Source organism: Pseudonocardia sp. (assembly GCF_029263155.1).
Classification (GTDB): Bacteria; Actinomycetota; Actinomycetes; order Mycobacteriales; family Pseudonocardiaceae; genus Pseudonocardia.
This window is the reverse complement of sequence record NZ_JAJCYB010000074.1, coordinates 129,570-154,119: the sequence shown is the minus strand read 5'-3', so window position 1 is coordinate 154,119 and position 24,550 is coordinate 129,570. Positions and strand designations below refer to the sequence as shown.

The 24,550-nt window shown below is 73.0% G+C and carries 24 protein-coding genes; 17 read left to right on the top strand and 7 right to left on the bottom strand.

The features are described from left to right. Positions 1-20: 20 nt before the first annotated feature. Both Q1K26_RS15290 and recR read left to right on the top strand, forming a co-directional pair. The gene (locus Q1K26_RS15290) at positions 21-353 is read left to right on the top strand and encodes a YbaB/EbfC family nucleoid-associated protein (RefSeq protein WP_300012487.1); all 333 of its coding nucleotides are present in this window, start codon (positions 21-23) and stop codon (positions 351-353) included. A gap of 12 nt (positions 354-365) precedes the next feature. Continuing rightward, positions 366-983 (top strand): recombination mediator RecR, encoded by a 618-nt coding sequence (recR, locus tag Q1K26_RS15285; RefSeq protein ID WP_300012484.1) that lies wholly within the window; start codon positions 366-368, stop codon positions 981-983. 51 nt (positions 984-1,034) lie between these two features. Here the strand turns inward: recR and Q1K26_RS15280 are convergent, their stop codons facing one another. Continuing rightward, on the bottom strand, positions 1,035-1,214 hold the full coding sequence (locus Q1K26_RS15280; RefSeq protein WP_300012481.1) for a hypothetical protein: 180 nt from the start codon (positions 1,212-1,214) through the stop codon (positions 1,035-1,037). A gap of 358 nt (positions 1,215-1,572) precedes the next feature. Here Q1K26_RS15280 and Q1K26_RS15275 point away from each other — a divergent pair, with 358 nt between their 5' ends. The 10 genes from Q1K26_RS15275 to Q1K26_RS15230 all read left to right on the top strand — a co-directional run bounded on the left by Q1K26_RS15275 (position 1,573) and on the right by Q1K26_RS15230 (position 10,653). Continuing rightward, a complete protein-coding gene (locus Q1K26_RS15275) occupies positions 1,573-2,484 on the top strand; it encodes a helix-turn-helix transcriptional regulator (RefSeq protein WP_300012478.1) in 912 nt (303 codons plus the stop codon). Beyond that, positions 2,481-2,702 carry a DUF397 domain-containing protein gene (locus Q1K26_RS15270; RefSeq protein ID WP_300012475.1) on the top strand — a complete coding sequence of 74 codons (222 nt, stop codon included), beginning with the start codon at positions 2,481-2,483 and terminating at the stop codon, positions 2,700-2,702. Before Q1K26_RS15275 ends, Q1K26_RS15270 begins: the two co-directional genes overlap by 4 nt. Before the next feature lie 408 nt (positions 2,703-3,110). Next, the gene (locus Q1K26_RS15265; protein ID WP_300012472.1) at positions 3,111-4,775 is read left to right on the top strand and encodes an ABC transporter substrate-binding protein; all 1,665 of its coding nucleotides are present in this window, start codon (positions 3,111-3,113) and stop codon (positions 4,773-4,775) included. A 69-nt stretch (positions 4,776-4,844) separates the two neighbouring features. Continuing rightward, positions 4,845-5,846 carry an ABC transporter permease gene (locus Q1K26_RS15260; protein ID WP_300012469.1) on the top strand — a complete coding sequence of 334 codons (1,002 nt, stop codon included), beginning with the start codon at positions 4,845-4,847 and terminating at the stop codon, positions 5,844-5,846. A 2-nt stretch (positions 5,847-5,848) separates the two neighbouring features. Then, positions 5,849-6,772: an ABC transporter permease gene (locus Q1K26_RS15255; protein WP_300012466.1), complete on the top strand. Its 924-nt coding sequence runs from the start codon at positions 5,849-5,851 to the stop codon at positions 6,770-6,772. Beyond that, positions 6,769-7,791: an ABC transporter ATP-binding protein gene (locus Q1K26_RS15250; RefSeq protein ID WP_300012463.1), complete on the top strand. Its 1,023-nt coding sequence runs from the start codon at positions 6,769-6,771 to the stop codon at positions 7,789-7,791. The genes Q1K26_RS15255 and Q1K26_RS15250 overlap by 4 nt, the downstream gene beginning before the upstream one ends. A 7-nt stretch (positions 7,792-7,798) precedes the next feature. Then, positions 7,799-8,911 carry an ABC transporter ATP-binding protein gene (locus Q1K26_RS15245; RefSeq protein ID WP_300012461.1) on the top strand — a complete coding sequence of 371 codons (1,113 nt, stop codon included), beginning with the start codon at positions 7,799-7,801 and terminating at the stop codon, positions 8,909-8,911. A 102-nt stretch (positions 8,912-9,013) separates the two neighbouring features. After that, positions 9,014-9,403 carry a group 1 truncated hemoglobin gene (locus tag Q1K26_RS15240; protein WP_300012458.1) on the top strand — a complete coding sequence of 130 codons (390 nt, stop codon included), beginning with the start codon at positions 9,014-9,016 and terminating at the stop codon, positions 9,401-9,403. 205 nt (positions 9,404-9,608) lie between these two features. Beyond that, complete coding sequence (locus Q1K26_RS15235) at positions 9,609-10,181, top strand: sigma-70 family RNA polymerase sigma factor (protein WP_300012455.1); 573 nt, start codon at positions 9,609-9,611, stop codon at positions 10,179-10,181. Between the two features lies 1 nt (position 10,182). Then, positions 10,183-10,653 (top strand): hypothetical protein, encoded by a 471-nt coding sequence (locus Q1K26_RS15230; RefSeq protein ID WP_300012452.1) that lies wholly within the window; start codon positions 10,183-10,185, stop codon positions 10,651-10,653. A gap of 67 nt (positions 10,654-10,720) precedes the next feature. On the opposite strand, the gene Q1K26_RS15225 is transcribed toward Q1K26_RS15230, so the two are convergent. Beyond that, positions 10,721-12,076, bottom strand: coding sequence for a S8/S53 family peptidase (locus Q1K26_RS15225; protein WP_300012449.1), 1,356 nt, complete (start codon positions 12,074-12,076; stop codon positions 10,721-10,723). A gap of 49 nt (positions 12,077-12,125) precedes the next feature. On the opposite strand from Q1K26_RS15225, the gene Q1K26_RS15220 reads away from it, so the two are divergent. The 3 genes from Q1K26_RS15220 to Q1K26_RS15210 all read left to right on the top strand — a co-directional run bounded on the left by Q1K26_RS15220 (position 12,126) and on the right by Q1K26_RS15210 (position 17,102). Next, positions 12,126-14,753: a CHAT domain-containing tetratricopeptide repeat protein gene (locus Q1K26_RS15220; protein ID WP_300012446.1), complete on the top strand. Its 2,628-nt coding sequence runs from the start codon at positions 12,126-12,128 to the stop codon at positions 14,751-14,753. Positions 14,754-14,864: 111 nt separating this feature from the next. Further along, positions 14,865-16,403 carry an asparagine synthase (glutamine-hydrolyzing) gene (asnB, locus tag Q1K26_RS15215; RefSeq protein ID WP_300012443.1) on the top strand — a complete coding sequence of 513 codons (1,539 nt, stop codon included), beginning with the start codon at positions 14,865-14,867 and terminating at the stop codon, positions 16,401-16,403. An 81-nt stretch (positions 16,404-16,484) separates the two neighbouring features. Continuing rightward, positions 16,485-17,102, top strand: a complete 618-nt coding sequence (locus tag Q1K26_RS15210; RefSeq protein ID WP_300012441.1) for a DUF4232 domain-containing protein — start codon at positions 16,485-16,487, stop codon at positions 17,100-17,102. A 7-nt stretch (positions 17,103-17,109) separates the two neighbouring features. Here the strand turns inward: Q1K26_RS15210 and Q1K26_RS15205 are convergent, their stop codons facing one another. After that, positions 17,110-17,958, bottom strand: a complete 849-nt coding sequence (locus tag Q1K26_RS15205; RefSeq protein WP_300012438.1) for a nitrilase-related carbon-nitrogen hydrolase — start codon at positions 17,956-17,958, stop codon at positions 17,110-17,112. Between the two features lie 119 nt (positions 17,959-18,077). Between Q1K26_RS15205 and Q1K26_RS15200 the strand changes: the two genes are divergently transcribed. Further along, positions 18,078-18,683: a hypothetical protein gene (locus Q1K26_RS15200; protein WP_300012435.1), complete on the top strand. Its 606-nt coding sequence runs from the start codon at positions 18,078-18,080 to the stop codon at positions 18,681-18,683. A 190-nt stretch (positions 18,684-18,873) separates the two neighbouring features. Here Q1K26_RS15200 and leuA read toward each other — a convergent pair whose 3' ends face one another. The 4 genes from leuA to Q1K26_RS15180 form a co-directional block, all read right to left on the bottom strand. Further along, positions 18,874-20,670, bottom strand: coding sequence for a 2-isopropylmalate synthase (gene leuA, locus Q1K26_RS15195; protein ID WP_300012432.1), 1,797 nt, complete (start codon positions 20,668-20,670; stop codon positions 18,874-18,876). Between the two features lie 188 nt (positions 20,671-20,858). After that, positions 20,859-21,500: a response regulator transcription factor gene (locus Q1K26_RS15190; RefSeq protein WP_300012429.1), complete on the bottom strand. Its 642-nt coding sequence runs from the start codon at positions 21,498-21,500 to the stop codon at positions 20,859-20,861. A gap of 61 nt (positions 21,501-21,561) precedes the next feature. Continuing rightward, entirely contained in the window at positions 21,562-22,737 is a 1,176-nt protein-coding gene (locus tag Q1K26_RS15185) for a hypothetical protein (RefSeq protein ID WP_300012426.1), read from the bottom strand. Then, positions 22,734-23,885, bottom strand: a complete 1,152-nt coding sequence (locus Q1K26_RS15180; protein ID WP_300012424.1) for an ATP-binding protein — start codon at positions 23,883-23,885, stop codon at positions 22,734-22,736. Before Q1K26_RS15180 ends, Q1K26_RS15185 begins: the two co-directional genes overlap by 4 nt. Positions 23,886-24,227: 342 nt before the next feature. Between Q1K26_RS15180 and Q1K26_RS15175 the strand changes: the two genes are divergently transcribed. Next, a complete protein-coding gene (locus Q1K26_RS15175) occupies positions 24,228-24,524 on the top strand; it encodes a hypothetical protein (RefSeq protein ID WP_300012421.1) in 297 nt (98 codons plus the stop codon). The last annotated feature ends 26 nt before the right edge of the window (positions 24,525-24,550 follow it).

Below are 24,550 nucleotides of genomic sequence, written 5' to 3'. Positions count from 1 at the left end.
CCGATCAGATGGAGCGTGCCGTGAACCCGGGGGATCTCGACCTGCAGGCGCTGATGCAGCAGGCCCAGCAGATGCAGGAACAGCTGATGTCCGCGCAGGCCGAGCTGGCCACCACCGAGGTCGTCGGGCAGGCGGGCAACGGGCTCGTGCACGTCCGGATGACGGCGTCGGGCCAGGTGCAGGGCGTGAAGATCGACCCGCAGCTCGTCGACCCGTCCGACGTGGAGACGCTGCAGGACCTCATCGTCGGCGCCATGCAGGACGCCGCGCGCGCCGCGCAGGAGCTGCAGGCCCAGAAGATGGGGCCGCTGGCCGGTGGGCTCGGCGGCCTGCCCGGGTTGCCCGGGGCCTGAGGACATCGTCTCGTGTTCGAGGGGCCGGTCCAGGACCTGATCGACGAGCTCGGCCGGCTGCCCGGGGTCGGGCCCAAGAGCGCCCAGCGCATCGCGTTCCACCTGCTCGCCGCCGACCCGGCGGACGTGTCGCGGCTGCAGGACGTGCTGCAGAAGGTCAAGCTCGGGGTGCAGTTCTGCGAGGTCTGCGGCAACGTCTCGGAGCGGGAGCGCTGCCGCTACTGCGCCGACGCCCGCCGCGACCCCACGGTCGTCTGCGTCGTGGAGGAGCCCAAGGACGTGCTGGCCGTGGAGCGAACCCGCGAGTTCAAGGGCCGCTACCACGTGCTGGGCGGGGCGCTGGACCCGCTGGCCGGCGTCGGGCCCGACGGCCTGCGCATCCGCGAGTTGCTGGCGCGCCTGGGCGGCACCGGCCCGGCGCCGGACGAGACCGAGATCGCCGAGGTGATCATCGCGACCGACCCGAACACCGAGGGCGAGGCCACGGCCACCTACCTGGTGCGGCTGCTGCGCGACTTCCCCGGGCTGTCGGTCACCCGGCTCGCCTCGGGGCTGCCGATGGGGGGCGACCTGGAGTTCGCCGACGAACTCACGCTCGGCCGAGCCCTGTCCGGCCGCCGCGCGCTGTAGCTGCGCGGACGGCCGGGTCCGGCTCGGTCACTCCCCGGGACCGCCCGGGGATCAGTCCTCGTCCCAGGCCTCGTACGGGCCGTGGAACTCGGGCCGGCGTGCCTCCCACTCGCCACGGCGATCGGCCGCGACCTCCCGCCAGGCCCGCGCATGGGCAGCGTCGACGATGCCGACGACGACGGCGATCAGCGCGATGAGGGCGAGTCCTCCGATGATCAGCAAGACGATCACGGTGACCACCCCCCGCGGGGCGCGGCGGAGTTCTGGATCTTCTTGGCGGACATCGACGTGCTCCTTCCCGTGGCGACTTCCCCCTGGTGGTCACCGGGGGGACGGAGGTTCCCGGCGCGGGCCGGAACGGGAGACGGGGGTCCGGGGTGCCGGACCGACCGTCGGGGCGGAGGCGGGCCGAGAAGGGGCGCGGTCGGTGGTGCGATCACGTCGGCCTCCTCTCGGGAAGAGATGTGCCAGCGGCTCGGCGTGGTGACTGTCGCCACATCGAGCGCTGGTGCTTAGATTGCCGCAAGACAGTGCCTCATGCAATTGCATTCCCGCTACCATCACCCGCCCGCACCAACGAGAAGGGGCCATGGCCGCACCGCAGAGCCCGATCGGATCCCGCCGGCGCCTCGGCGCCGAGCTGCGGCGACTCCGCCTGAAGGTCGGCCTCACCCTCGACGATGTGGCCGAGATGATGACGTGCTCCACGTCGAAGATCTCCCGGCTGGAGACGGGGAAGGGGGTGCCGAAGGTCCCCGACGTCCGCGAGCTGATGCGCATCTACGGCGTCACGTCCGAGACCGAGAGCGACATGCTGCTGCGGCTGGTCAAGGACGGGCGGGAACACGGGTGGTGGGAGCCGCTGACCGACGGGGTCGCACCCGAGCGGTTCGTGCTCGATCAACCCGGCCGCTACGCCGCGCTGGAGAACGACGCCACCGCGGTGCGCTCGTTCGACATCACCGTCGTCCACGGCCTGCTGCAGATACCCGCGTACGCCCGGGCCGTCCTCACGGCGACGTTGCCGCATCACCCGCCTGCCGAGATCGACAGGCTGGTCGAGCTGCGTTCCAAGCGGCAGGAGGCACTGCGGCGTGCCGATCCGGCCCCGCTGGAACTCCACGCACTGCTCGACGAGGCTGTGCTGCGCCGACCCGTCGGCGGCCGTGAGGTGATGGCGGCCCAGCTCGAGCACCTCGCGGTTGCGGCCGAATCGCCCAACGTGACCATCCAGGTGCTGCCGTTCACGGCGGGGATCCTCCGGGCCCACGCCGGTCACTTCGTGCTGGTCGAGATCCCGCACGCGCTCGGCTCCGACGTCGTCTACGTGGAGGGCCACGCCGGGGACAGCTACCTCAATGGCGCCTCCGATGTGGACCTGTATAAAGACGTCTTCGCCGATGCATCGGGGCACGCCCAGACCGCGGAAGTGTCCGCGGCGACGATCGGTCGTTATCACGACGAGTACGCCCCCCCGAACCCGAGGACTGCCCCGCGATGATCGAGTTCAAGACCAGCAGCTTCTGCAACTTCGGCGACTGCGTCGAGGTGGGGCACTCGCCCGACGGCTCGGTGATCGTGCGGGACACCAAGGACGCGGCGCGCTCGACGACGCTCACCTTCACCGGCGAGGAGTGGACGGCCTTCGTCCGCGGCGTCAAGGCGGGGGAGTTCGACGGTCCCGGCGTGCCCGCGGCCGATCTCGCCGCCGCCGGCTGATCCGCCTGCGCGGGGCCGGTGATCGACGTACGGGAACTCCGAGCCGCAGCTCGCACGCCTCCCCGTTCCGCTCCGGTGATCTTCGGCCCTCCCTCGCCCCACCGTCGAAGATCGACGCGCGGGACCGCGCAGCGCATCGGGCCACGTCTCCGGGTTCCGAACCGACGATCATCGGCGCCACGGTGGCGGCGGTTCCGGAGCGCCGGTGTGCTCGACGGATGCGCATGCCTGCGCCGTGCCGGCGCGTCCCCGCCCGCGGTCCGGGACCGGCCGCCGACGCCCCGTGACGGTCCGGGAGCGGGCCGTTACGCCGCCTCCCGCGTCGTAGCGCAACCGTGACGTCAACGGCTACCCATCCGTAGTTCACCCCATTACCGTTCGCGGGTCTCCTACGAAGAGGTGCCGTCCATGAGATCTGCCCGACGACTGTCCGCCGCCCTGACCGCGGGCGTGCTCGCCGTGACCCTTGCCGCCTGCGCATCCGAGCGGGACGGCGGCGCCGATGCCGCCGGCGGCGAGGGCGGCGGCACGATGGTGTTCGGGGTGCCGGGTGAACCGGCGCACTTCGACCCCCTCTTCGCCCAGGACGGGGAGACCTTCCGTCCCGCCCGCCAGATGTACGAGACCCTCATCACCTACGCGCCGGGCACCTCCGACCTCGCGCCGGGCCTGGCCACCGAGTGGACGCCGAACGCCGAGGGCACAGAGTGGACGTTCACCATCCGGGAGGGCGTCACCTTCCACGACGGCACCCCGCTCGACGGCGCCGCCGTGTGCGCCAACTTCGAGCGCTGGCACAACCTGCCCAGCGCGGCGGCACAGAGCCAGGCCATCTACTACAGCGACCAGTTCGGTGGCTATGCCGACAACCAGATCGAGGGCGTCGGTGAGTCGGTCTACGCGGGGTGCGAGGCCCCCGACGCGCAGACCGCGGTGCTGGGTCTCACCCAGCCGCGCGGCCTGTTCCCGGCCGCGTTCGGCCTCACGTCGCTGTCCATCCAGAGCCCAGAGGCGATCGAGCAGTACAACGGCGACGAGGTGACCCAGAGCGGCGAGGCGTTCACGTTCAGCGAGTACGCCAACCAGCACCCCATCGGCACCGGGCCGTTCCGGTTCGAGAGCTTCGACCGGGCCAGCGGCACGATCACGCTCGTCCGCAACGACGAGTACTGGGGTGAGCCCGCGCAGCTCGACCAGCTGATCTTCCGGGTCATCGCGGACGAGAACGCCCGCCAGCAGGAGCTGCAGGCCGGCACGATCGACGGTTACGACTACCCGCCGCCCGCACAGTGGCAGGGGCTGCGAGACGCCGGCAACCAGCTGCTCATCCGCCAGCCGTTCAACATCCTCTACCTCGGCATCAACCAGGCGGGCAACCCCGCGCTGCAGGACATCCGCGTCCGCCAGGCGATCGCCGCCGCGCTCGACCGTGAATCGCTCGTCCGGACGCAGCTGCCCGAGGGGGCGGAGGTCGCGACGCAGTTCATGCCCGAGGCCGTCGAGGGCTACAACCCCGGCCTGGAAGCGATCCCGTACGACCCCGAACGAGCCCGGGCGCTGCTGGCGGAGGCCGGGCAGCCGAACCTCACGCTCGACTTCTACTACCCGACCGACGTGACCCGCCCGTACATGCCCAACCCCACCAACATCTTCACCGCGCTGGCCGAGAACCTCAGCCAGGTCGGCATCACCGTGAACCCGGTCGCACAGCCCTGGAACGGTGGATACCTGGACTCGGTGACCGTCAACGGCTCCCACGACCTGCACCTGCTCGGCTGGACCGGTGACTTCAACTACGCCGGGAACTTCATCGGCACGTTCTTCGGACGACCGAAGCCGGAGTTCGGGTTCGACAACCCGCAGCTGTTCCAGCAGATCGCCGCCGGGGACGCCGCCACCAGCCCGGAGGCGGGCGCCACCGCCTACCGGTCCGCGAACGCGGCGGTGATGGAGTACCTGCCTGCCGTCCCGATCAGCCACTCGCCGCCCGCGCTGGTGGTGCGGGAGGGCGTGCAGGGTCTCGTTCCGTCCCCGCTGACCGACGAGCGGTTCGTCACCGTCGGCGTGAACTGAGGCCGACCCCCGGGTGGCACCGTCCTGCGGGGCGGTGCCACCCTTAGCGCTCGTCTTCGGGGAGGATGAATGCTCCGGTTCGTCCTGCGCCGACTCCTGCAGGTGATCCCGACGCTGCTCCTCCTGTCGCTGCTGGTCTTCGCCTGGCTGCGCAACCTCCCGGGCGGACCGGCGGTCGCGCTGCTCGGCGATCGCGCGACGCCCGAGCGCGTCGCCGAACTCAATCGGCTCTACGGGCTGGACCAGCCGATTCCGCTGCAGTACCTGCAGTTTCTCGGCCGAGCGGTCACCGGCGACTTCGGGACCTCGTCCATCACGGGACAGCCGGTGCTGCTCGAGATCGCCCGGGCGCTGCCGGCCACCGTGGAGCTGTCGGTGGCGGCGCTGGTCCTCGCCGTCGGGCTGGGCATACCGTTGGGTTACCTCGCCGCCGTCAACCGGGGCCGCCCGCTGGACGCGGGCACCGTGATCGGGACCTTGGTGGGCGTCGCGGTGCCCGTGTTCTTCCTCGGCTACGTGCTGAAGGCCGTGTTCGCGGTGCAACTGGGCTGGTTCCCGCCCTCGGGACGCCAGTCGGTCCGCATCGATGCCACCGACGTCACCGGTTTCGCGATCCTCGACGGCCTGCTCACCGGGGAGTTCGACGCGACCCTCGACGCGCTCGTCCACCTCGTGCTGCCCGCCGTCGCGCTCGCGACGATCCCGCTCGCGGTGATCGTCCGCATCACCCGGGCATCGGTTCTGGACGTGACCGGCGCCGACTTCGTCCGGACCGCACGCTCCAAGGGGCTCACGCCGGGCACGATCCGCGGCAGGCACGTGCTGCGCAACGCGCTGCTCCCGGTGTCGACGACGGTCGGCCTGCAGGTGGGGCTGCTGCTCGCCGGCGCGGTGCTGACCGAGCGGGTGTTCGTCTGGGGCGGGCTGGGCACCCTGCTCGCCGAGGCGATCGAACGACGCGACTACCCGCGGCTGCAGGCGATCCTGCTCCTCGGGGCGCTGGTCTACATCGTCGTCAACCTGCTCGTCGACCTCTCCTACGCGATCATCGACCCGAGAGTGCGGCTGTAGCGATGGCGACGACATGGCTGGAGCGACGCCGGGCCCGCATCGACGACGTGGCCGGCGGCCGGAGCCTGAGCGTGGAGGCGTTGCGCAGGCTGCGCCGCGACCCGGTGGCGATCACGGGCGCGTCGATCGTCGGGCTGTTCGTCCTGGTCGCGGTGTTGGCCCCGGTGATCGCGCCGAACAACGCCACCGAGGCGTTCCCGCAGCTGCTCGACGAGCTTCGGCCGGGCCAGATCCCCGGCCCGCAGGAGGGTTTCCCGCTGGGCGGCGACCAGCTCGGACGCGACTTCTTCTCGCGGATGATCCTGGCCGCGCAGCAGACGCTGGTCGTCGGCGTGGTCGCGACGCTCATCGGACTCGCGGTCGGGCTGGTCATCGGTACCCTCGCCGGCGCGTTCGGCGGGTGGGTCGACAACGTCCTCATGCGGGTCACCGACGTCCTGCTCTCGATCCCGAGCCTGCTCCTCGCGATCTCCGTGGCGGCCCTGGCGGCCAGCCCCTCGCAGACCACGGTGATCATCGCGGTGTCGATCGTGGCGGTGCCGATCTTCGCGCGGCTGCTGCGTGGGGCGATGCTGGCCCAGCGGGACAGTGACCACGTCGTGGCGGTCACGGCGCTCGGGGTCCGGCGTTCCGCCGTCGTGCTGAGACACATGTTGCCCAATGCGCTCGGTCCGGTGATCGTGCAGGCCACCCTGACCCTGGCCACGGCCATCCTCGACGCCGCCGCCCTGTCCTTCCTCGGCCTCGGCGACGCCGACCCGGGCCGCGCCGAGTGGGGACTGATGCTCGCCCAGGCCCAGGCATATCTCGACGTGCGACCGGCCCTCGCGCTCTACCCGGCTTTCGCGATCATCGTGGTGGCGCTGGGCTTCACGCTGCTGGGCGAGTCGCTGCGCGAGGCACTGGACCCGAAGGGCAGCCGATGACCGCGTCGCTGCAGAAGTCGCCCGGCGGCACGCCGGCGGGGGAGCCGCTGCTGGCCGTGCGCGACCTCACCGTCGCCTTCACCCGGCGCGGCGAGCCGGACACGATCGCCGTCGACGGGGTCAGCTTCGACGTCGCCCCCGGACAGATCGTCGGGCTGGTCGGGGAGTCGGGCTGCGGCAAGTCCGTCACCTCCATGGCCATCACCCGCCTGCTCCCGGCTCGTGGCGTGCGGGTCACCGGCAGCGCCGTGATGGAGGGCGTCGACCTGTTGACGCTGCCGGAGAGCGCGATGCGGGAACGGCGCGGCCGCGACCTGTCGATGGTCTTCCAGGACCCGCTGTCCTCGCTGAACCCGGTCATCCCGATCGGGGTGCAGGTCACCGAGGTGCTCACGCGGCACCGCGGGATGCGCAAGGAGGCCGCCCGCACCGAGGCCGCCGACCTGCTCGACCGCGTCGGCATCCCCGACCCGCGCCGGCGCCTGGACTCCTACCCCCACCAGCTCTCCGGCGGGATGCGCCAGCGCGCGCTCATCGCGATCGCGCTGGCCTGCCGCCCCAAGCTGCTCATCGCCGACGAGCCGACCACCGCGCTCGACGTCACCATCCAGGCCCAGATCCTCGAACTGCTCAAGGAGATGGTGCGTGACACCGGCGCGGCACTGGTGATGATCACGCACGACCTGGGGGTCGTCGCCGGGCTGTGCGAGACGGTGAACGTGCTCTACGGCGGGCGGATCGTCGAGCGCGCGCAACGCCACCGGCTGTTCGGCACGCCGCGCCACCCGTACACGAACGGGCTGCTCGGTTCGATCCCACGCCTGGACGCGCCCGCGGGCGAGGACCTGACGGCCATTCCCGGCTCGGTCGCCGACAACCTGCCGTGGACCGACGCGTGCGCGTTCGCGCCGCGCTGCGCGCGGGCGATCGAGGTCTGCCGCACCACGACGCCGGAGCCCGACACCAGCGGCGGCCGCCTGCTGCGCTGTCACAACCCCGTCCCGGCGAACGCGGAATGAGGCGGCGATGACCACCGAGCCCCTGCTCGACGTCCGTGACGTCGCCGTCCACTTCCCGATCAAGCGCGGCCTGGTGCTGGACCGCACCGTCGGTCACGTCTACGCCGTCGACGGGGTGTCGCTGACGGTGCAGCGCGGCGAGACCTACGGGCTGGTGGGCGAGTCGGGCTGCGGCAAGTCCACGCTCGGGCGGGCCATCCTGCGGCTGGTCGACCCGACGTCCGGGCAGATCGTCTTCGACGGCACCGACGTGGCCTCGCTGAAGGGCGAGGAGCTGCGGCGGATGCGTCGGCGGTTCCAGATGGTCTTCCAGGACCCGCTGTCGTCGCTGGACCCCCGCCAGTCGGTGGAGTCGCTGCTGCTGGAGGGCATCAAGGCGCACGGGCTGTCGAAGGGTGACGCGGCCGACGGCGCGCGGCTGCGCGAGCTCGTCGAGCAGGTCGGGCTGCCGCGCTCGGCCCTGCGCCGCTACCCGCACGAGTTCTCCGGCGGCCAGCGCCAGCGCATCGGCATCGCCCGCGCGCTGTGTGTCGAGCCCGACCTCGTCGTCGCCGACGAGCCGGTGTCGGCCCTGGACGTCTCGGTGCAGGCCCAGGTGCTCAACCTGCTGAGCCGGCTGCAGCGGGAGCTGGGCCTGACCTACCTGGTCATCGCCCACGACCTGGCGGTGGTGCGCCACGTCAGCGACCGGATCGGGGTCATGTACCTGGGCGCGATCGTGGAGGAGGCGCCGAGCCAGGACCTCTACGACGACCCGCAGCACCCGTACACGCGCGCGCTGCTCTCAGCGGTGCCGGTGCCCGACCCGGAGCTGGAGGACCGCCGCGAGCGCATCCTGCTCACCGGCGACCTGCCGTCCCCGGCCGCGCCGCCCGCGGGCTGCCGCTTCCACACCCGCTGCCCGTGGCGCCAGCCCACCCGCTGCGACGACGAGCGCCCGCAGCTGCGCGTCCTCGACGGGTCGCCGGTCGGGCACCGGGTGGCCTGTCACTTCGCCGAGGACATCCGCAGCGGGACCCTCCAGCCGCACCGCGTGGACGCGGCCCCCGGGGACGACGTGCTCGCCGGTGGTGACGTGCCGCAGCCACCCGGATCGGTGACGGAGATCCTCGGCCACTGACCCCTCATATCGTGCCGGGTTGTGTTGTGCACCGTTGACTGCGTGACTGAGTGCTTGGGACAGTGGGGTTGCTCACACCACCACGTGCAACGAGGAGCGGACATGGCTGACGAGACCCTGTACGACCGGCTGGGAGGCATCTACGCGATCGCAGGAGCGGTCGACGTGTTGGTCGACCGGCTCTTCGAGAACGCCTCGGTCAACGCCAACGAGGCGGTGCACGCTCACCACGGGGTTCCTGCGAACGCTCCGGGCTACAAGTTCCTGGTCACGGCGTGGTCGGTGGAGGCGGCCGGCGGGCCGAAGTGCTATCCCGGCCTGGACATGACCAAGGCCCACGAGACGATGGCCATCACCCCGGAGCAGTTCGACGCCGTCGCCTTGGAGATCGCATCCACCCTGAACTTCCTCGGCGTGCCCGCGGCCGAGCACAAGGAGTTCATGGACATCATCGAGAGCTACCGCCCGCAGGTGGTCACGGCGGCGGCCTGACGTCCACCGGTCGCCGAACGGGGGATCACCGAGCGTCGGTGATCCCCCGTTCGCCGTGGTGGTGCTCACCCGGACGCGCGGTATCTCCGGGCCTCGTGGTCGCTCGTACAGGACACCGAGGAAGGGTGGGACATGGACAGCGACGTCTGGGTTACCGTCAGCGCTCCGCGAGACCCGCGGGCGTGGCGGACCATGGATGGGGCGAGTGGAACCGACCGAAGTGGCGGACACCGTGCGGCGGGCCGCAGCCGGCGACAAGGACGCGTGGGACGGGCTGGTGACGAGCTTCGGCCGGCTGGTGTGGTCCATCGCCGCCGCTCACCGGTTGGGTCCGGCGGACTCCGCGGAGGTCTCGCAGACCACGTGGTTGCGGCTGGTGGAGAACCTGGACCGGATCTCCCAGCCCGAGCGCCTCGGCGGCTGGCTGGCCACCACGGCGCGCCGCGAGTCGCTGCGGCTGCTGCGCCTGCGGGGACGCGAGTTCCCGACCGACGACGAGTCCCGGCTGGACCTCGATGCCGTCGGCCACGCGCCCACGCCGGAGTCGCTGACGATGGACCGCGACCGCGACCGCAGGCTCTGGCACGCGTTCGCCGCGCTCCCCGAGAACTGCCGGGTGCTGCTGCACATGGTGATCGTCGTCGGGCCGCCCTACGCGGAGGTCGCGCAGGCACTGGACATGCCCATCGGCAGCATCGGCCCCACCCGCGCCCGCTGCCTGGAGCGGCTGCGACGGCTGCTCGCGGCCGGCGGGACGACGAGCGCGGCGGAGTGCTGAGATGAACGCCGATCCCGAGTTCGGGGACCGCGCCCTGCTCGACGAGCTGGCCGCCCTGCTGCGCGGGCGGAACGAGCCGCCCCCCGAGGTGCTCGACGCCGCCCGGGAGGTCTTCACCTGGCGCACCGTGGATGCCGAGATCGCCGCCCTGACCTACGACTCCCTGCTCGACGACGTCGCGGTCGCGGTCCGCGCGGCGGCGCAGCCCCGGATCCTCACGTTCGAGTCCGACGGCCTCACGGTCGAGGTGGAACTCGACGCCACGCCGTCCGGGCGGCGGTTGCTCGGGCAGCTGATCCCGGCCCAGGCCGCTGAGCTGGAGCTGCGCAGTGCGGAGACCGTCGTGGGTAGCTCCGTCGCCGACGATCTGGGCCGGTTCGCCGTGCCGGTCCCCTCCGGCACCGCCCGGGTATGGCTGCGCTGTCGCCTCGCCGACGGGACCGTCGTGGAGACCGCCTCCGCCGCGATGTGACGCGGCGGCCGGTCGCGGTACCGGCAGCCTGCCGGGATGCCGATACCGCGTCCGGGTCCGGGTCCGGTCAGGTTCCCGGCAGGATCTCGACCGTCCACCCGTACGGCGAGCCGGCCGCGGCCGGCGTCGCGTCCGCCTCGAGCAGCTTGAGCGCCTGGCGCGGCCCGACCCCCACGTTCTGGCTGCAGATCCGGGCGACCGCCCCGGCGATCTGCGGCGCGGCGAACGACGTCCCGCTCCAGACCGCCCACGGGTTGGGCGGATGGAACGTGTCGGGCGTGGGGTCGCCGATGAGTGGCCCGTCCTCGGTGCCCACGACGTAGGTGGACGCGACGCCCTCGCCGATCGTGGAGCAGGTCACCCACCGACCGTGGCTGGACCACGGCGCGGGAGCGCCCGCGGCGTCGAGCGCGGCGACGGCGACGACGTTGGGGTGGGTCTCGGCGAACGCCGCGGGCCACACCTTCGTGGTCGAGGCGTCGTTGCCCGCCGCGCACACGATCAGGACCTCCGGGTTGTCCTGCAGGAGCTCGTCGACCACGTCCTGCAGCGCGATCGGCGGGTTCCCGTCCTCGGTCGCCGTGCCCAGCGACAGGTTCAGGATCATCGCTCCCTGCCGCACCGCCAGGCGCATCTTGTCCGCGACGTCGAACGAGGTCGTGATCCCGTCGCTGTCGGCCACGCGGTAGCTGCCGATCGCGGCGGGCGGCACGACCTGCTGGACGATGCCCACCACGGACGACCCGTGGCCGGCGTCGGCGTCGAGCAGGCCGAGGGTCGGGAAGATGTCGAGCGGGTCGACATCGGCGGGAGCGATGTTCGCCCCGAGGTAGCCGTCCGTGCGGCCGGCGTTGCTGATCCCGCTGTCGAGGACGGCGATCGCGGGTGGCGGGGACTTCTGTGGGAACTCGACGGCCGGGAAGCGCCGGGCGCCCGTCGTCGGCTCGGGGCCGCCCTCACCCTTCATCCAGGCACCGAGCGGTGCGACATGGTCGACCGAGACCGGCGCCCCGTCCTTGCGGATCCGCGCGGCGAGTGCGGCGATGCCGTCGGGAGCCGCTCCCGCCGGGACGTCGAGCAGGGTGACGTTGCCGGTCCGCCCGGCCTCGGTGATGCCCAGCCGCCGCAGCACCTCCCGGTTGGCCGCCAGGTCACGCTCCCGGATCAGGAGCCGCCCGGACGCGGCCACGAGATCGGGTCCGTCGGCCCGGGGCACGAGCTCGACCTGCACCGACCGCGGTGCGCCTGCGCGCCGCTCGCGGATACGTCCGACGATCCGCCGCCGTTCGGCGTCGTCGGTCGCCAGACGCAGCAGGCTCGCCGCCTGCTTGACCACCTCGCGGCGCTCGCGCTGCCGCTGCTCGCGGGTCCGTTCGTCCGGGTAGTCGTGGGTCGGGAAGGGCATCTTCGGGGGTGTCGCCATGGGTTTCCTCTCCTCGACGCGCCGAGCCGTCGTGGGCAGAATCCTCCCGGTGACCGGCGCCGATGACGAGAGCCCAGACGGTGCACTGCTGATACGGGCAATCGCCGCCCACGACGGCGTCGTGGGTGATCCGGCCGGGTTCGAGACCGAGGCGCGCTCGGTGGTCCGGGAAGCCCGGCGCGCCGGGGCGGTGGAGGCCCTGGTCGTGGCCCTCCGCGCGGTCGCGTGGTCCGAGCGCGCACAGCAGCGCAACGTCGCCGCCCTGCGCCTGCTGATGGAGGCGAGTCGGTTGGCCCGCCGCGGCGGGCTGCCGCACCGGCTCGGTGAGGTGCTGACGACCCGGGCGGCGGTGAACCTGGAGCTGGGGAAGACGACGGCGGCGCGCCGGGACCTGCACCGCGCGGGCGAGCTGGTCACCGCGGCCGACTCCCCGGATCTGCAGCTCAAGCGAGCCGTCCTGCTCTGCAACGTCGGGCACGTCGCGTCCGGCGCGGAGATCCTGCGGGAGATCCTGTCCGCCCCGGCGGCCCCGGTCGACGTCCGCACGCGGGCCGCCAACAACCTGGCGCTGGCCGAGTCGTTGTCGGGCGAGTTCGACCGAGCCCTGGAACACATCGACCTGGCCGCGGCGCTGGCCCGCGAGGTCGGGCCCGCGTTCGTGGGCTTCGTGGCGCACAACCGGGGGGTGGTGCTGGCCCAGTCGGGCCGGCTCTCCGAGGCGCTGCGCCAGTTCGACGAGGCCGTCCAGCTGCTCACCGCCGCCGGGCTGCCGCTGGGGGAGTTCTACGCCGAGCACACCGAGACGCTCCTCGCGCTGCGGGCCCTCCCCGAGGCGGCCGAGCTCGGCCGCCGCGCGGCGGACGCGCTCGAGCTCAACGACGTGCCGCTGATCGCGGCCGAGGCCCGGCTGCGGCTCGCCGAGGTCGTCCTGCACGCCGGTGACGCCGAGCAGGCCCGGGCCGAGGCGGACCGCGCGATCGGTCAGTTCCGCAGCCAGCGCCGGAACGGGTGGGTCGCGCTGGCCACCGTCGTCTCGGTCGAGGCGGGCCGGCAGTCCGCGCGGTCGCAGGCCCAGGACGTGGGACGGATCTGCCGGGCCGCGGACACCCTGGGCAGATCGGGGATGGTGGCCGGCGCGGTCGCGGCCGACATCGTCGCCGGACGGGTCGCGTCCGCGGCGGGCCGCTCCGGGACCGCCCGCAGGCGGTGGATGTCCGCGTACGACCGGTCCCGTGAGGGCCCGGTGCTCCTGCGGCTCCAGGGCCGCCTGGCCGCGGGTCTCGCAGCGGCCGCGGCGGACGACGGCGCGGGGGTCCTCGCCCACTGCCGGGCCGGCCTCGACGACCTGGCCGCACATCGCGCGGCGCTCCCGTCGATGGAGCTGCGCGCGCTCGCGTCGGGACACGGTGTGGAGCTGGGCCGGCTGGGGCTGGGCGTCCTGCTGCGGTCACGACGCCCGGCCCGGACGTTCGACTGGACCGAGCGCACCCGCGCCGCGGCGCTGCTCGTGGCCGATCCGCCGGCGCCCGACGCCGTGATCGAGGAACGGGCGGCGCTCGCGGCGCTGCGCGCGGAGCTGGCCGAGGCCCGCCGCGGGACCGGCGTGGAACCGGCGGCGCTGCTCGCGCGGCAGGCGGCGGGGGAGGCCCGTATCCGGCGGGCCACCTGGAGCCGCCGGGCCTCGCCCGGCACGCCGGGGGCGGTGGTCCCGGCCTCCGCGGTGCGGGACCTGCTCGAGGACCGCGTCCTCGTCTCCTACGTGCGCCACGGCGCGGACCTGCTCGCTCTCGTCGTGGACCGGACCCGGACCCGGGTCGTCGAGCTGGGCCCGCTGGCGCCGCTGCGGTTCGAGTCGGACTCCCTGCTGTTCGCGCTGCGCCGGTTGACCAGACCGGGCCGTCCCGCAGCGCTGGAGGGTGCCCGCGCGAGCGCCGAGCACGCGCTGGCCACGCTGCGGCGGCTCGCCGTCGGGCCGCTCGGCCTGGACCCGGACGTGCCCCTGGTGGTGATACCGACCAGCGACACCCACCGGGTCCCGTGGTCCGCCCTGCACGACGGGCCGGTGGGCGTGGCCCCGTCCGCGTCCCTGTGGGCGGCCACCCGGCGACGCCGCGGCGCGCCCGCGTCGGTGCTCGTCGTCGCCGGTCCCGATCTGCCCGGTGCGGAGCCGGAGGCGGCCGCGGTGGCGGCCTGCCACACCGGAGCGGTCGTGCACACCGGGTCGGCGGCGACGACCGCGTCCGTGCTGGAGGCCATGTCCGGCGCCGGGCTGGTGCACCTGGCCTGCCACGGCGTGCTCCGGTCGGACAACCCGATCTTCTCGTCGTTGCAGATGGCGGACGGGCCCCTGACGCTGCACGAGCTCGACCTGCGCGGCATCGCGCCCGCCCGGATGGTGCTCGCGTCCTGCGACTCCGCGGCGGACACCAGCTATGCGGGGGACGAGGTGCTCGGCTTCGTCGGCGCCCTGCTGTCGCGCGGCACGGCGGGCCTGGTCGCGAGCATCGTTCCGGTGGGTGACTCGGAGTCGATCGCGCTGGCCGCCCACCTGCACCGGGGGCTCGCCGACGGGCTCCGGATGACCGATGCGCTGCACCGGGCCCGCGCCGCCCTGGACACCTCGGACCCGCGCGGGTTCGTCAACTGGTGCGGGTTCACGGCCTACGGTGGGGCCTGACGTGCCGCCGTGGCGGGGAAGGCGGCATCGCACGCTCGACGAGCGCGCCGTGTCGCGTGACATGCTGGGATTCCCGCGGTCGACGCCAGGCGCGGGAGAAGGTGGGACATCGTGTGCGGGATCGTGGCCGCCTACGGCAACATCGACCCTGACAGGTGCGAGCGGATGCTCGCGCGGATCGCGCACCGCGGACCCGACGACACCGGGGTCCACAAGGTCGACGGGGCGTGGCTCGGGCACCAGCGGCTCTCGATCATCGACGTCAGCGGCGGGCACCAGCCGCTGTCCGACCTCGACGAGACGGTGTGGATCGTCGGCAACGGTGAGATCTACAACCACGAGCGGCTCACCTCGCGGCTGCCCGACGGGGTGCTGATGTCGAAGTCGGACACCGAGGCCGCGCTGCACGCGGTGATGCGCGGCGGGCCCGCGGCCGTGGCCACGCTGAACGGGATGTTCGCGATCGCCATGGTCACCGCCGACGGCGGTGGCCTGGTCGCGCGCGACCCGATGGGTGTCAAGCCGCTGTACTGGGTCGACGACGGTGACGTCACGGTGTTCGCCAGCGAGCTGCGGGCCTTCGACGAGGTCGACCGGCCACGCGTGCAGGCGTTCCCGCCCGGCTCGCTGTGGACACCCGGCGCGGGCGTCGTGCGCTTCGCCGACGCGGTGCCCGTCGAGGTCCGGCCCGCGCGCCGGGCACGGTACGAGACGTGGGACAACGTCGTGCTCGACGAGGTCCGCGACGCCGTGGTTGCCGCGGTGCGGCGACGGATGATGAGCGACGTCGGCGTCGGGGTGTTCCTGTCCGGCGGCCTGGACTCGGCGCTGGTCGCGGCCATCGCCGCCCGTGAGGCGCACGAGCGCGGGGAGGTCCTGCCGACCTTCGCCGTCGGCACCCCGGGCAGCGCCGACCTCGTCGCGGCGGCCCGCGTCGCCCGCCACGTCGGCAGCGACCACCACGAGATCGAGGTCACCGCCGACGCCATCGCCGAGGCGCTCGACGAGGCCGTCACCGTCATCGAGCACTTCGACCCGGCGCTGGTCCGCAGCGCCGTGCCGAACCTGCTGCTGGCGCGCGAGGCGTCACGGAAGGTGAAGGTGGTGCTCACCGGGGAGGGCGCCGACGAGCTGTTCGCCGGGTACTCCTACGTGCACACCGACGAGTTCGCCGACCCGGACGCGCTGCACGCCGAGCTGGTGCGCAGCCTCGAGCAGTTGCACGGCCTCAACCTGCAGCGCTGCGACCGCACCACCATGTTCTACGGCCTGGAGGCGCGCGAGCCGTTCCTCGACGCGGCGCTCGTGCGCACCGCACTCGCGCTGCCGCCGGAGTGGAAGCAGTGCACGACGGCGTCCGGCGCCCGCCCGGAGAAGGCGCTGCTGCGCGAGGCGTTCACCGGCTGGCTGCCCGAGGACCTGCTGTGGCGGGGCAAGGAGCAGTTCGGCGACGGCTCGGGCGCGGGCACGGTGCTGGCCGCGCTCGCCGCGCAGCGCGTGGCCGGCACCGACGCCGGCCGGGCGCCGGAGGCCCCGGCCCACTGCTGGCCGCTGCGCAGCGACGAGGAGGTCATGTACTTCGCGATCTGGAACCGGGAGTTCGCCGGGATCCGGGCGGACGCGACGCTGGAGCCGTTCGCCACCGCGTAGCCCGCGGGCACCGGGGGCGGCCCGGCCGCTCGCGGGCCCCGCGTGCCCGGCGGGTGACCCGCCCGGGATGATCGGGATGTGATGATCTCTCCTTCCCGCTCGACCGCCCGCGCCGTGGCGGTGCTTGCGCTGGTCGTCGCCGCCGGAGGCTGCGCCGCCGCGCCGGACCCGGCGCCGGCCCCGTCCACGAGCCCCTCGGCGCCCCCGTCCACGAGCCCGGCGCCCGTCTCGGAGACGTCCTCCGCCCCGGCCGCGCAGGCGCGCTGCACCGCGGCGGACCTGACGGTCGGCCTGGGTGAGCCTGCGGGCGAGGGGCAGCGCACGGTGCCGATCGTCTACACCAACTCCTCGGCGCAGCCCTGCGGGATCCGGGGCGTGCCGGGCGTCGACCTGGTGGGGCCCCCGGACCCCAACGGGGAGACCTACCAGGTGCTGCGGCCGGGAGCCACCGACGAGCGCCCGGAGGAGACGCTGCGTCCCGGGGAGAGCGCCACCGCGACGCTGACCTACCTCACCTACGAGCCCGGCTCGGTCGGCTCGCTGGGGTCCACGGAGTGGGTGCCGGCGCGGGTCGTGACGACGCCCCCCGGCGACACCGCGCAGCTGACGGTGCCGTGGACGTCGGGGGACACCGTGCTGCGTCAGGACAGCGCCACCCGTCCCGGCACCTTCGTCGGGCCCCTGACGGTGGATTCCTGACGGTGGACTAGAGGTCGCCGCCCTCCTCGAGGAGCCGGTCGATCTCGCGGCGCAGCAGCCCCAGGCGGGCCTCGCGGACCAGCGGGATGCCGCGGCGCCTGCGCCGGACCTCGGCGACGTCGATGTCGATGGTCAGCAGGTGCTCCTCGAACTCCTTCGCCTCGGCGATCACCTCGCCCCAGGGGTCGACGACGTGCGAGCCGCCCCAGAAGCGCAGCTGGCCCTCGGCGCCCACGCGGTTCACGAACACCACGTAGAGCTGGTACATCCGGCCGTAGAACCGGGTGATGCCCTGCCAGTAGTCGCGGGAGTCGTAGTGGTCGGGGAACATGCTCTGCGCGCTGGCCGCCGGCACCAGCATGATCATCGCGCCGTCCTGGGTGGACAGGAACGCGAGCTGGGGCTGCCAGGCGTCGTTGCAGATCAGCGTGGCCGCGCGGTGCCGCCCGCCCTGCACGGGGTAGGCGCGCGAGGTCTGGCCGGGAAGGAAGTGCTTGCGCTCCTCGAAGATCGAGTAGTTGGGCAGGTAGAGCTTGCGGTGGACGTGCACCAGCTTCCCGCCCTCGAAGTAGGCGGCGCTGTTGTAGGTGTGCAGGCCGTGCGCCTGCGCCTCGGGGAACCCGACGAGCAGCCCGCCGCGGGCTTGCGCGGCCAGGCCGGTGAGCCGCTCGTCGTCCAGCGGCATCGACACGTCGTCGGCGATGTCGGCCATGGAGAACCCGGTCAGCGACAGCTCCGGGAACACCACGAGATCCGCGCCCTCGTCGTTGGCCTCCGCGATCGCCCGTTCGGCCCGCGCGATGTTGGCCTCCACGTCGCCGAGGACGGCGTCCACCTGAGCCATGGCGATTCGCATGCCGCTCATTGTGCGGCCGCGTGCCGTGGCGCGGGCACCGCCCCGGTCGTGCAACACCGGCGTAACCTCCAGCCGGTCCGGCGCCCGATCCGGGTGCGGAGCAGGACACGGAGGACCCGATGGACGAACCGACCCGTCGCTCGCTGCACGGGGTGGCCGAGCTGCTGATCGCCGGCCCGCAGCACCGCGCCCACGGCACCATCCGGCTGCGGGTGACCCCCGGCGGGTTCGGCGGGGTGGCCGTCCCGCTGCGGGTGGAGGGCACCGACCTCCTCTGGGACGGCGGGCGCGCACCGCTGGCCGGCACCTACCGCGAGCTGGCCGCGGCGGTGGGGGTCGTGGCGGGCGCGCCGGAGGGCGTCTACCACGACACGACCGGCATCGACCCGGACACCGACATCTCCGTCGACCCGGCCGCCGCCGCCGAGATCACCGGCTGGTTCGCCCGCGGCGACGCCGGCCTGCGCGCGTTCGCCCCCGACCAGGAGCCGGTGCTGTGGCCCGAGCACTTCGACCTGGCGATCACCGCGGACGAGGTCAACTACGGCATCTCGCCCGGCGACGACGCCCACCCCGAGCCCTACGCCTACGTGGGCCCGTGGACGCCGCGCGAGGGCCCGTTCTGGAACGCGGGCTTCGGCGCCCTGCGGCCGGCGACCGACCTGCCCGACGCGGCCGCGGTGGCGGCGTTCTTCGCCGAGGGCCGGTCCGCCGCCGCGTCATGATCGACGTCTGTGGTGCGATAGCGACAGATATGTCGCGTTCGCACCGCATCCGCCGCTAAAGCCGGCGCCGCGGCGGTGACTGTGAGCAGGGTGGGCTCGGGGCCGGTCGATGACCGGCCGCCGTCACCTCGACGTCGACGAAGCCCGCCGCGGCCAGGGCTGCGGTGATCTGCTCGGCCGTCCAGAAACGCTACCTCATCGCGCGGTTCACGGCCGACACCACGGCCTTGAGCGACGCGCTGACGATCGATCCGTCGACGCCGACGCCCCAGAGCACCTTGCCCTCCACCGTGCACTCGACATAGGCCGCGGCGCGGGCGTCGTCACCGGAGGACATCGCGTGCTCGTGATAGTCGAGGATCCGCACGTCGAAGCCGATGCCGGCCAGCCCGTCGACGAACGCGGCGAGCGGGCCGTTGCCGCGGCCGACGATCTCGTGCAGGTCGTTCTCGACGCGCACGGTGGCCACGATCTCGTCGGTGCCCTCGCCGTCGCTGGTCAGCCGGTGGCGGATCAGCTTGAGCGGGGTGACGCGGTCGAGGTACTCGGTCTCGAAGACGTCGCGCATCTCCTTGGGCGAGACCTCGCCGCCCTCGGAGTCGGTGACCTCCTGGATGACCTTCGAGAACTCGATCTGCAGCCGTCGTGGCAGGTCCAGCTGGTGCTCGGCCTTCATGATGTAGGCGACGCCGCCCTTGCCGGACTGCGAGTTCACCCGGATCACGGCCTCGTAGCTGCGGCCGATGTCCTTGGGATCGACCGGCAGGTACGGCACCTCCCAGCGGTAGGCGTCGACGTCCGTGCCGGCCTCGGCCGCTCCGGCCTCCATCGCCGCGAAGCCCTTGTTGATCGCGTCCTGGTGGCTGCCGGAGAACGCGGTGTAGACCAGGTCGCCGCCCCACGGGTGGCGCTCGGCCACACCCAGCTGGTTGCAGTACTCGACGGTGCGCCGGATCTCGTCGATGTCGGAGAAGTCGATCTGCGGGTCGACGCCCTGGGTGAACAGGTTCATCCCCAGCGTCACCAGGTCGACGTTGCCGGTGCGCTCGCCGTTGCCGAACAGGCAGCCCTCGATGCGGTCGGCGCCCGCCTGGTAGCCGAGCTCGGCCGCGGCCACCGCGGTGCCGCGGTCGTTGTGCGGATGCAGGCTCAGCACGATCCCGTCGCGGCGGGCCAGGTTGCGGTGCATCCACTCGATGGAATCGGCGTAGACGTTGGGCGTGGCCATCTCCACCGTCGCCGGCAGGTTGACGATCATCGGCGACTCGGCCGTGGGCTGCCAGACCTCGCTGACGGCGTTGCAGACGTCGACGGCGTACTGGAGCTCGGTGCCGGTGTAGGACTCGGGGGAGTACTCGAAACGCCAGTCGGTGGCCGGGTACTTCTCGCTGAACCGCAGCACCTCCTCCGCGCCGTCGGTGGCGATCTTGGAGATGCCGGCGCGGTCGGCCCGGAACACCACACGGCGCTGCAGGATCGACGTGGAGTTGTAGAGGTGCACGATCGCGCGCGGCGCACCCTCGCAGGCCTCGTAGGTGCGCTCGATCAGCTCCGGGCGGGCCTGGGTCAGCACCTGGATCGTGACGTCGTCCGGGATCAGGTCCTCGGTGATGATCTCGCGGACGAAGTCGAAGTCGGTCTGGCTCGCGGCCGGGAACCCGACCTCGATCTCCTTGTAGCCCATGCGGACGAGCAGCTCGAACATCCGGCGCTTGCGGCTCGGGCTCATCGGGTCGATCAGCGCCTGGTTGCCGTCGCGCAGGTCGACCGCGCACCACAGGGGGGCCGTGGTGATGCGGGTGTCGGGCCAGGTGCGGTCGGGCAGCGACACCGGCTCCACCAGCTCGTGGAACGGCCGGTAGCGATCGACGGGCAGGTGCGAGCCGCGCTGCCGGTTCCAGGCGGGCTGGGCGTCGGGGACGGGCAGCGACGGGGTGCGCAGCCCGCTGGTCGCGGCAGCGGTGTAGGAGTCGGGCGAGGTGGTCATGCGAGTGTGCTCCAGATGTGGCCGATCGGGGTGAGACCGGCGCACGCCGAGAACCCGCGACGAGGGGCCGGTCGGTCAGACCCCGCCGCGGCAACCAAGGAGCAGGCGCGCCACGATGCCCACCCTAGCCGCATCCCGGCGCCCGCTGCCAACCCCCCGACCTGCCGGCGTCGCCGGAGCGGGTGGGATCACCCGCTGGGCAGGTGGCCGTCCTCGACCGCCCGCCGGTAGAGCTCGATCTTCGTCGGCGCCCCGCGACCGGCCCTGTGGTACTTCTCCCTGATGCGGTCCACATAGGATTTCACGGTGCCTTCGCTGATCTCCAGCCGGAGAGCGACCGACTTGAGCGGCATACCGCCTGCGTACATCTGCAGCGTGCGCAGCTCCTGGCGGCTGAACTCCGGTCGGCTCGGCTCGGGCTCGGCCAGGAGGGCCAGTGCGAGGGACTGCGTCATGTAGGTCCCACCGGCGTGGATCTGTTCGACGGCCTCCACCATCTGCGCCGCGGTGGCCGACTTGGGTACGTAGCCCATCGCCCCGCAGCGCAGGACCTCCCGGACGACCGTCGGCTTCTCGTTCTCGCTGACGACGACGACCCGGGAACCGGCATCGGTGAGCACCTGGATGTTCTGTTCGACGGTGGTCCGGTCGCCGAGGTTCAGATCGAGCAGGACGACGTCGGCACCCCAGCCCGGGCCCGATCGGAGTGCGCCGACGGTGCATGTGGAGTCGAGTACGGTGATCCGTTCGGACGTGCCGGCCAGCCAGGCGACGAGGCCGTCACGCACCAACTCGTGATCGTCAACCAGTGCGACGGTGATCCTGGACACAGAGGAAGGATCGCACCCGGGACCCGATCCGTTGCACGCCGGCCCGGATCGGGCAGCAGGATCACCCCGGAAGAGGGGGTCGGTGGGCAGCTGTGGCGCCGGGAGGGCGCTCCAGGAGGTTGGGGGCGAGCAGGGCCGGGGCGGCCGTACAGCGCAGCCGGAAGTCGTACCACCACTGTCCGTCGGGTCCCGTCTGGAACGAGCCGCTCTCGCGCTCCCCGCACGGCGGCGCGATGTCCGCACCCGCCAGCACGACCAGCGCCTGCGGGCCCGCGGCGTCTGCGCGGTCGGCGAGCAGGGTGACCTGCAGTGAACCGCCGGCGGCGCCCTCGCACAGCCGCCGGATCGTCCCGACGAGTGCGATCCGCTCGGTCTCCAGCAGGCGATGTCCGACGTCCTGGTCGCGCACGGTGATCCGGACCGGGCTGCCGGTGGGCAGCAGCCCGGTCAGGATCGACTCGGCGCTGTCGTCGAGGTTGGCGCGCAGGGCAGCAGCCAGCCGTCGGCAGGTGTCCGCCAGCTCGGGATCGTGCGGGGACCGGCGGCCGTGGGCCAGGTCCTCCAGCACCGGCGCGATGGTGGCCACCCAGTCCCGCGAGCGGACCGTCCGTTCCCCCTCGACGGCATCGAGGACCCTGTGGCGCTCCGCGATCGCCTCGGCGCGCGAGCGGCTCTCGCGCGCGTTGGCGGCGCTGTGGCGCAGCGCGACGACCAGTGCGAGTCCGGAGGTGGCGGCCGCAACCGGCAACGCGATGTCCAACGCCGTCGCATGCAGCGTGAGGGTGCTCGGTCCGGAGCGGGACAGTCCGATGGCACTGCTGACCGTCAGAGCGGCGAGGATGGTGACGGCCTCCTCCACGGGCCGGGCGAAGGCCAGCAACATCGGTACCGCAGCGCCCCACCCGCACATCCACGCGGCTTCGCCGAAGGGCGAGGTCGAGGCGACCTCGGCGATGAGGGTCAGGTTGAGGACGACCACCGCGACACCCGCCAGTAGCGCGACGGTCGGCGAGATCCCGGAACGGCCGCGCCGCCACAGCCCGGCGATCAGGGCCAGCGACGCGACGTAGACGCCCGCCGCGACCGCCGGTCGCTGGTACTCCGACCACTGTTGCGCCAGGGCGATCAGCGGCCAGATGCTCACCACGGTGAGGCCCGCCGCCAGCGGAGCCCCGACGAAGGGCTGCAACTCCCGCCAGCGGTCGGCCGCGCGTTCCCGCGACCACCGACCGCTCATCGTGGCCACCGCAGGGTGACCGTCGTACCGGCCTCCGTCCCCGACCGCACCGTGGCGAGCCCGCCCACGTCGCCGAGGCGTTCGACGAGCGATCGGCGGGTGCCGAGGCGATCCTGGGCGGCGGCCCGCAGCCCGATCCCGGCGTCGACCACCCGGACCTCCACGCCGCCCGGCCAGGAGCGCACCTGCACCTGCGCGCATCCGGCGCCACTGTGGCGCCGGGCGTTGGTGAGCGCCTCGCGCGTCGCCCGGGCGAGCGACCGGGCGACGACCGGTGGGAGCTGCACCTGTGGCGCGGTGACGGTGAGCCGCACCGGGAACCCCGTCGCGACGAACGGTTCGACGATCGCTTCGAGCTGCTCGCGCAGACCGGTGGGTGGACCCGTGCCCTGGCCGCCCCGGCTGCGCAGGAACCGGGCGTCGGCGGCGCACCGCTCGCGGAGCGCGGCGGTGTCGGCCAGGCTCGCCCGGCCCAGGGCGGACAGCGTGCTCAGCACGGTGTCGTGCACCTCCCGCTCCAGCTCGCGCCGTTCGGCCCGGGCCGCAGCGGCCGCCCGGTCGGCGACGGTGGCCGTGGCGACCTCGTCGAGAGCGCGTTCCTCGGCGGAGGCGAACCGACGGGCGACGTGTCCACCGGCGATCGCAGAGCCGAGGATCACGGTCTGGATGGCGGACTCGGTCAGCAGCAGCCAGCTGGTCCCGGGACGCATCGCGAACGGCCCGAGCGTGCTGCCGGTGATCAGGATGGCCCCCAGCACGAGCGCGACAGGGGGCGCGGCGAGGAAGCCGACCCCGACGATCGCGATCACCACCACCGGCAGGACCGCGGTGCTCGCGTCGCGTACGGCCGAGTCGGTCGCGATGGCCGCGCCGATCGCGGAGCCGCCGACGACCAGCGTGAACAGGACCCGGGCCGAGGTGCCGAACCGGCCGACCAGGCACAGCCACACGGCGGCGGCGGTCCATCCGAACACCACCGGGGCAACGGCGAGCCACCACCAGGCCGGGTAGAGCGAGCGGCCCAGCACCGCGGTCGCCAGCGCGACCACCAACGCGACGGCCAGACCCGCCCCGATCGCGCGTTGCAGAGCGAGATCGAAACGCTGCAGCGCGTCGCGATGCCCGCTCCGGCCCGTGGCGGTTCTCATCGCACCTCCGGTGATTCGCCGGCGGGCCCCACCCGACGTCGCGGTGCGGCACGCACCCGGACGGCGGGAGCCGGCGGGTCCGGTCCTCGGGTGTGCGGGACCGCGTTCGGTCGGCCCGGACCGGCGGAGCGACACCCGATGCCGCCCCCTCCGCGTCCGACCGGATGTCGCCCCGACCGCTCCCCATGGTGCCGCCCAGCGGTTCGACCGCGCCTGTCCGCTCTTTGGGGGCAGCGGGGTCCGGCCGGAACGCTGTCACCCGACTGGGTGATACCCACGGGTAGGTCGGTGCGGCCGATTGCTGCCACTATGGCGGTCTTCGGTCGGGGAGGTCTTGTGGCAGTGGGTACCACGGCACGTCGGGGCATCGATGCTCTCGGCAACGTCCTGCGCATCATCGGTATGGCCATCGTCGGCGTGCTCGTCGTCTTCATCGTGCTCACGTTGCTGGACGCGAACCCCGAGAACGGGCTCACCCGGATCGTGACCGACCTCGCGAGCACCTTCAGTCTGGGCCTGGGCAACCTCTTCCAGCCCGAGGAGCCCAAGGTGGGTGTGGTGCTGAACTACGGCACCGCCGCGCTGATCTGGTTCGCGATCACCGCGGTCGTCGTCCGCCTGGTGCGCCGCGCCTCCTGAGGCTCCCGCCCGCGGTGTGGCGGGGG

What these genes read in the sequence shown, in the direction of transcription:
- Q1K26_RS15275 (WP_300012478.1), top strand. Translation starts at nt 1,573, where the DNA reads ATGGCCGCACCGCAGAGCCCGATCGGATCCCGCCGGCGCCTCGGCGCC.
- Q1K26_RS15270 (WP_300012475.1), top strand. Translation starts at nt 2,481, where the DNA reads ATGATCGAGTTCAAGACCAGCAGCTTCTGCAACTTCGGCGACTGCGTC.
- Q1K26_RS15265 (WP_300012472.1), top strand. Translation starts at nt 3,111, where the DNA reads ATGAGATCTGCCCGACGACTGTCCGCCGCCCTGACCGCGGGCGTGCTC.
- Q1K26_RS15260 (WP_300012469.1), top strand. Translation starts at nt 4,845, where the DNA reads ATGCTCCGGTTCGTCCTGCGCCGACTCCTGCAGGTGATCCCGACGCTG.
- Q1K26_RS15255 (WP_300012466.1), top strand. Translation starts at nt 5,849, where the DNA reads ATGGCGACGACATGGCTGGAGCGACGCCGGGCCCGCATCGACGACGTG.
- Q1K26_RS15250 (WP_300012463.1), top strand. Translation starts at nt 6,769, where the DNA reads ATGACCGCGTCGCTGCAGAAGTCGCCCGGCGGCACGCCGGCGGGGGAG.
- Q1K26_RS15245 (WP_300012461.1), top strand. Translation starts at nt 7,799, where the DNA reads ATGACCACCGAGCCCCTGCTCGACGTCCGTGACGTCGCCGTCCACTTC.
- Q1K26_RS15240 (WP_300012458.1), top strand. Translation starts at nt 9,014, where the DNA reads ATGGCTGACGAGACCCTGTACGACCGGCTGGGAGGCATCTACGCGATC.
- Q1K26_RS15230 (WP_300012452.1), top strand. Translation starts at nt 10,183, where the DNA reads ATGAACGCCGATCCCGAGTTCGGGGACCGCGCCCTGCTCGACGAGCTG.
- Q1K26_RS15225 (WP_300012449.1), bottom strand. Translation starts at nt 12,076, where the DNA reads ATGGCGACACCCCCGAAGATGCCCTTCCCGACCCACGACTACCCGGAC.
- Q1K26_RS15210 (WP_300012441.1), top strand. Translation starts at nt 16,485, where the DNA reads ATGATCTCTCCTTCCCGCTCGACCGCCCGCGCCGTGGCGGTGCTTGCG.
- Q1K26_RS15205 (WP_300012438.1), bottom strand. Translation starts at nt 17,958, where the DNA reads ATGCGAATCGCCATGGCTCAGGTGGACGCCGTCCTCGGCGACGTGGAG.
- Q1K26_RS15200 (WP_300012435.1), top strand. Translation starts at nt 18,078, where the DNA reads ATGGACGAACCGACCCGTCGCTCGCTGCACGGGGTGGCCGAGCTGCTG.
- leuA (WP_300012432.1), bottom strand. Translation starts at nt 20,670, where the DNA reads ATGACCACCTCGCCCGACTCCTACACCGCTGCCGCGACCAGCGGGCTG.
- Q1K26_RS15185 (WP_300012426.1), bottom strand. Translation starts at nt 22,737, where the DNA reads ATGAGCGGTCGGTGGTCGCGGGAACGCGCGGCCGACCGCTGGCGGGAG.
- Q1K26_RS15180 (WP_300012424.1), bottom strand. Translation starts at nt 23,885, where the DNA reads ATGAGAACCGCCACGGGCCGGAGCGGGCATCGCGACGCGCTGCAGCGT.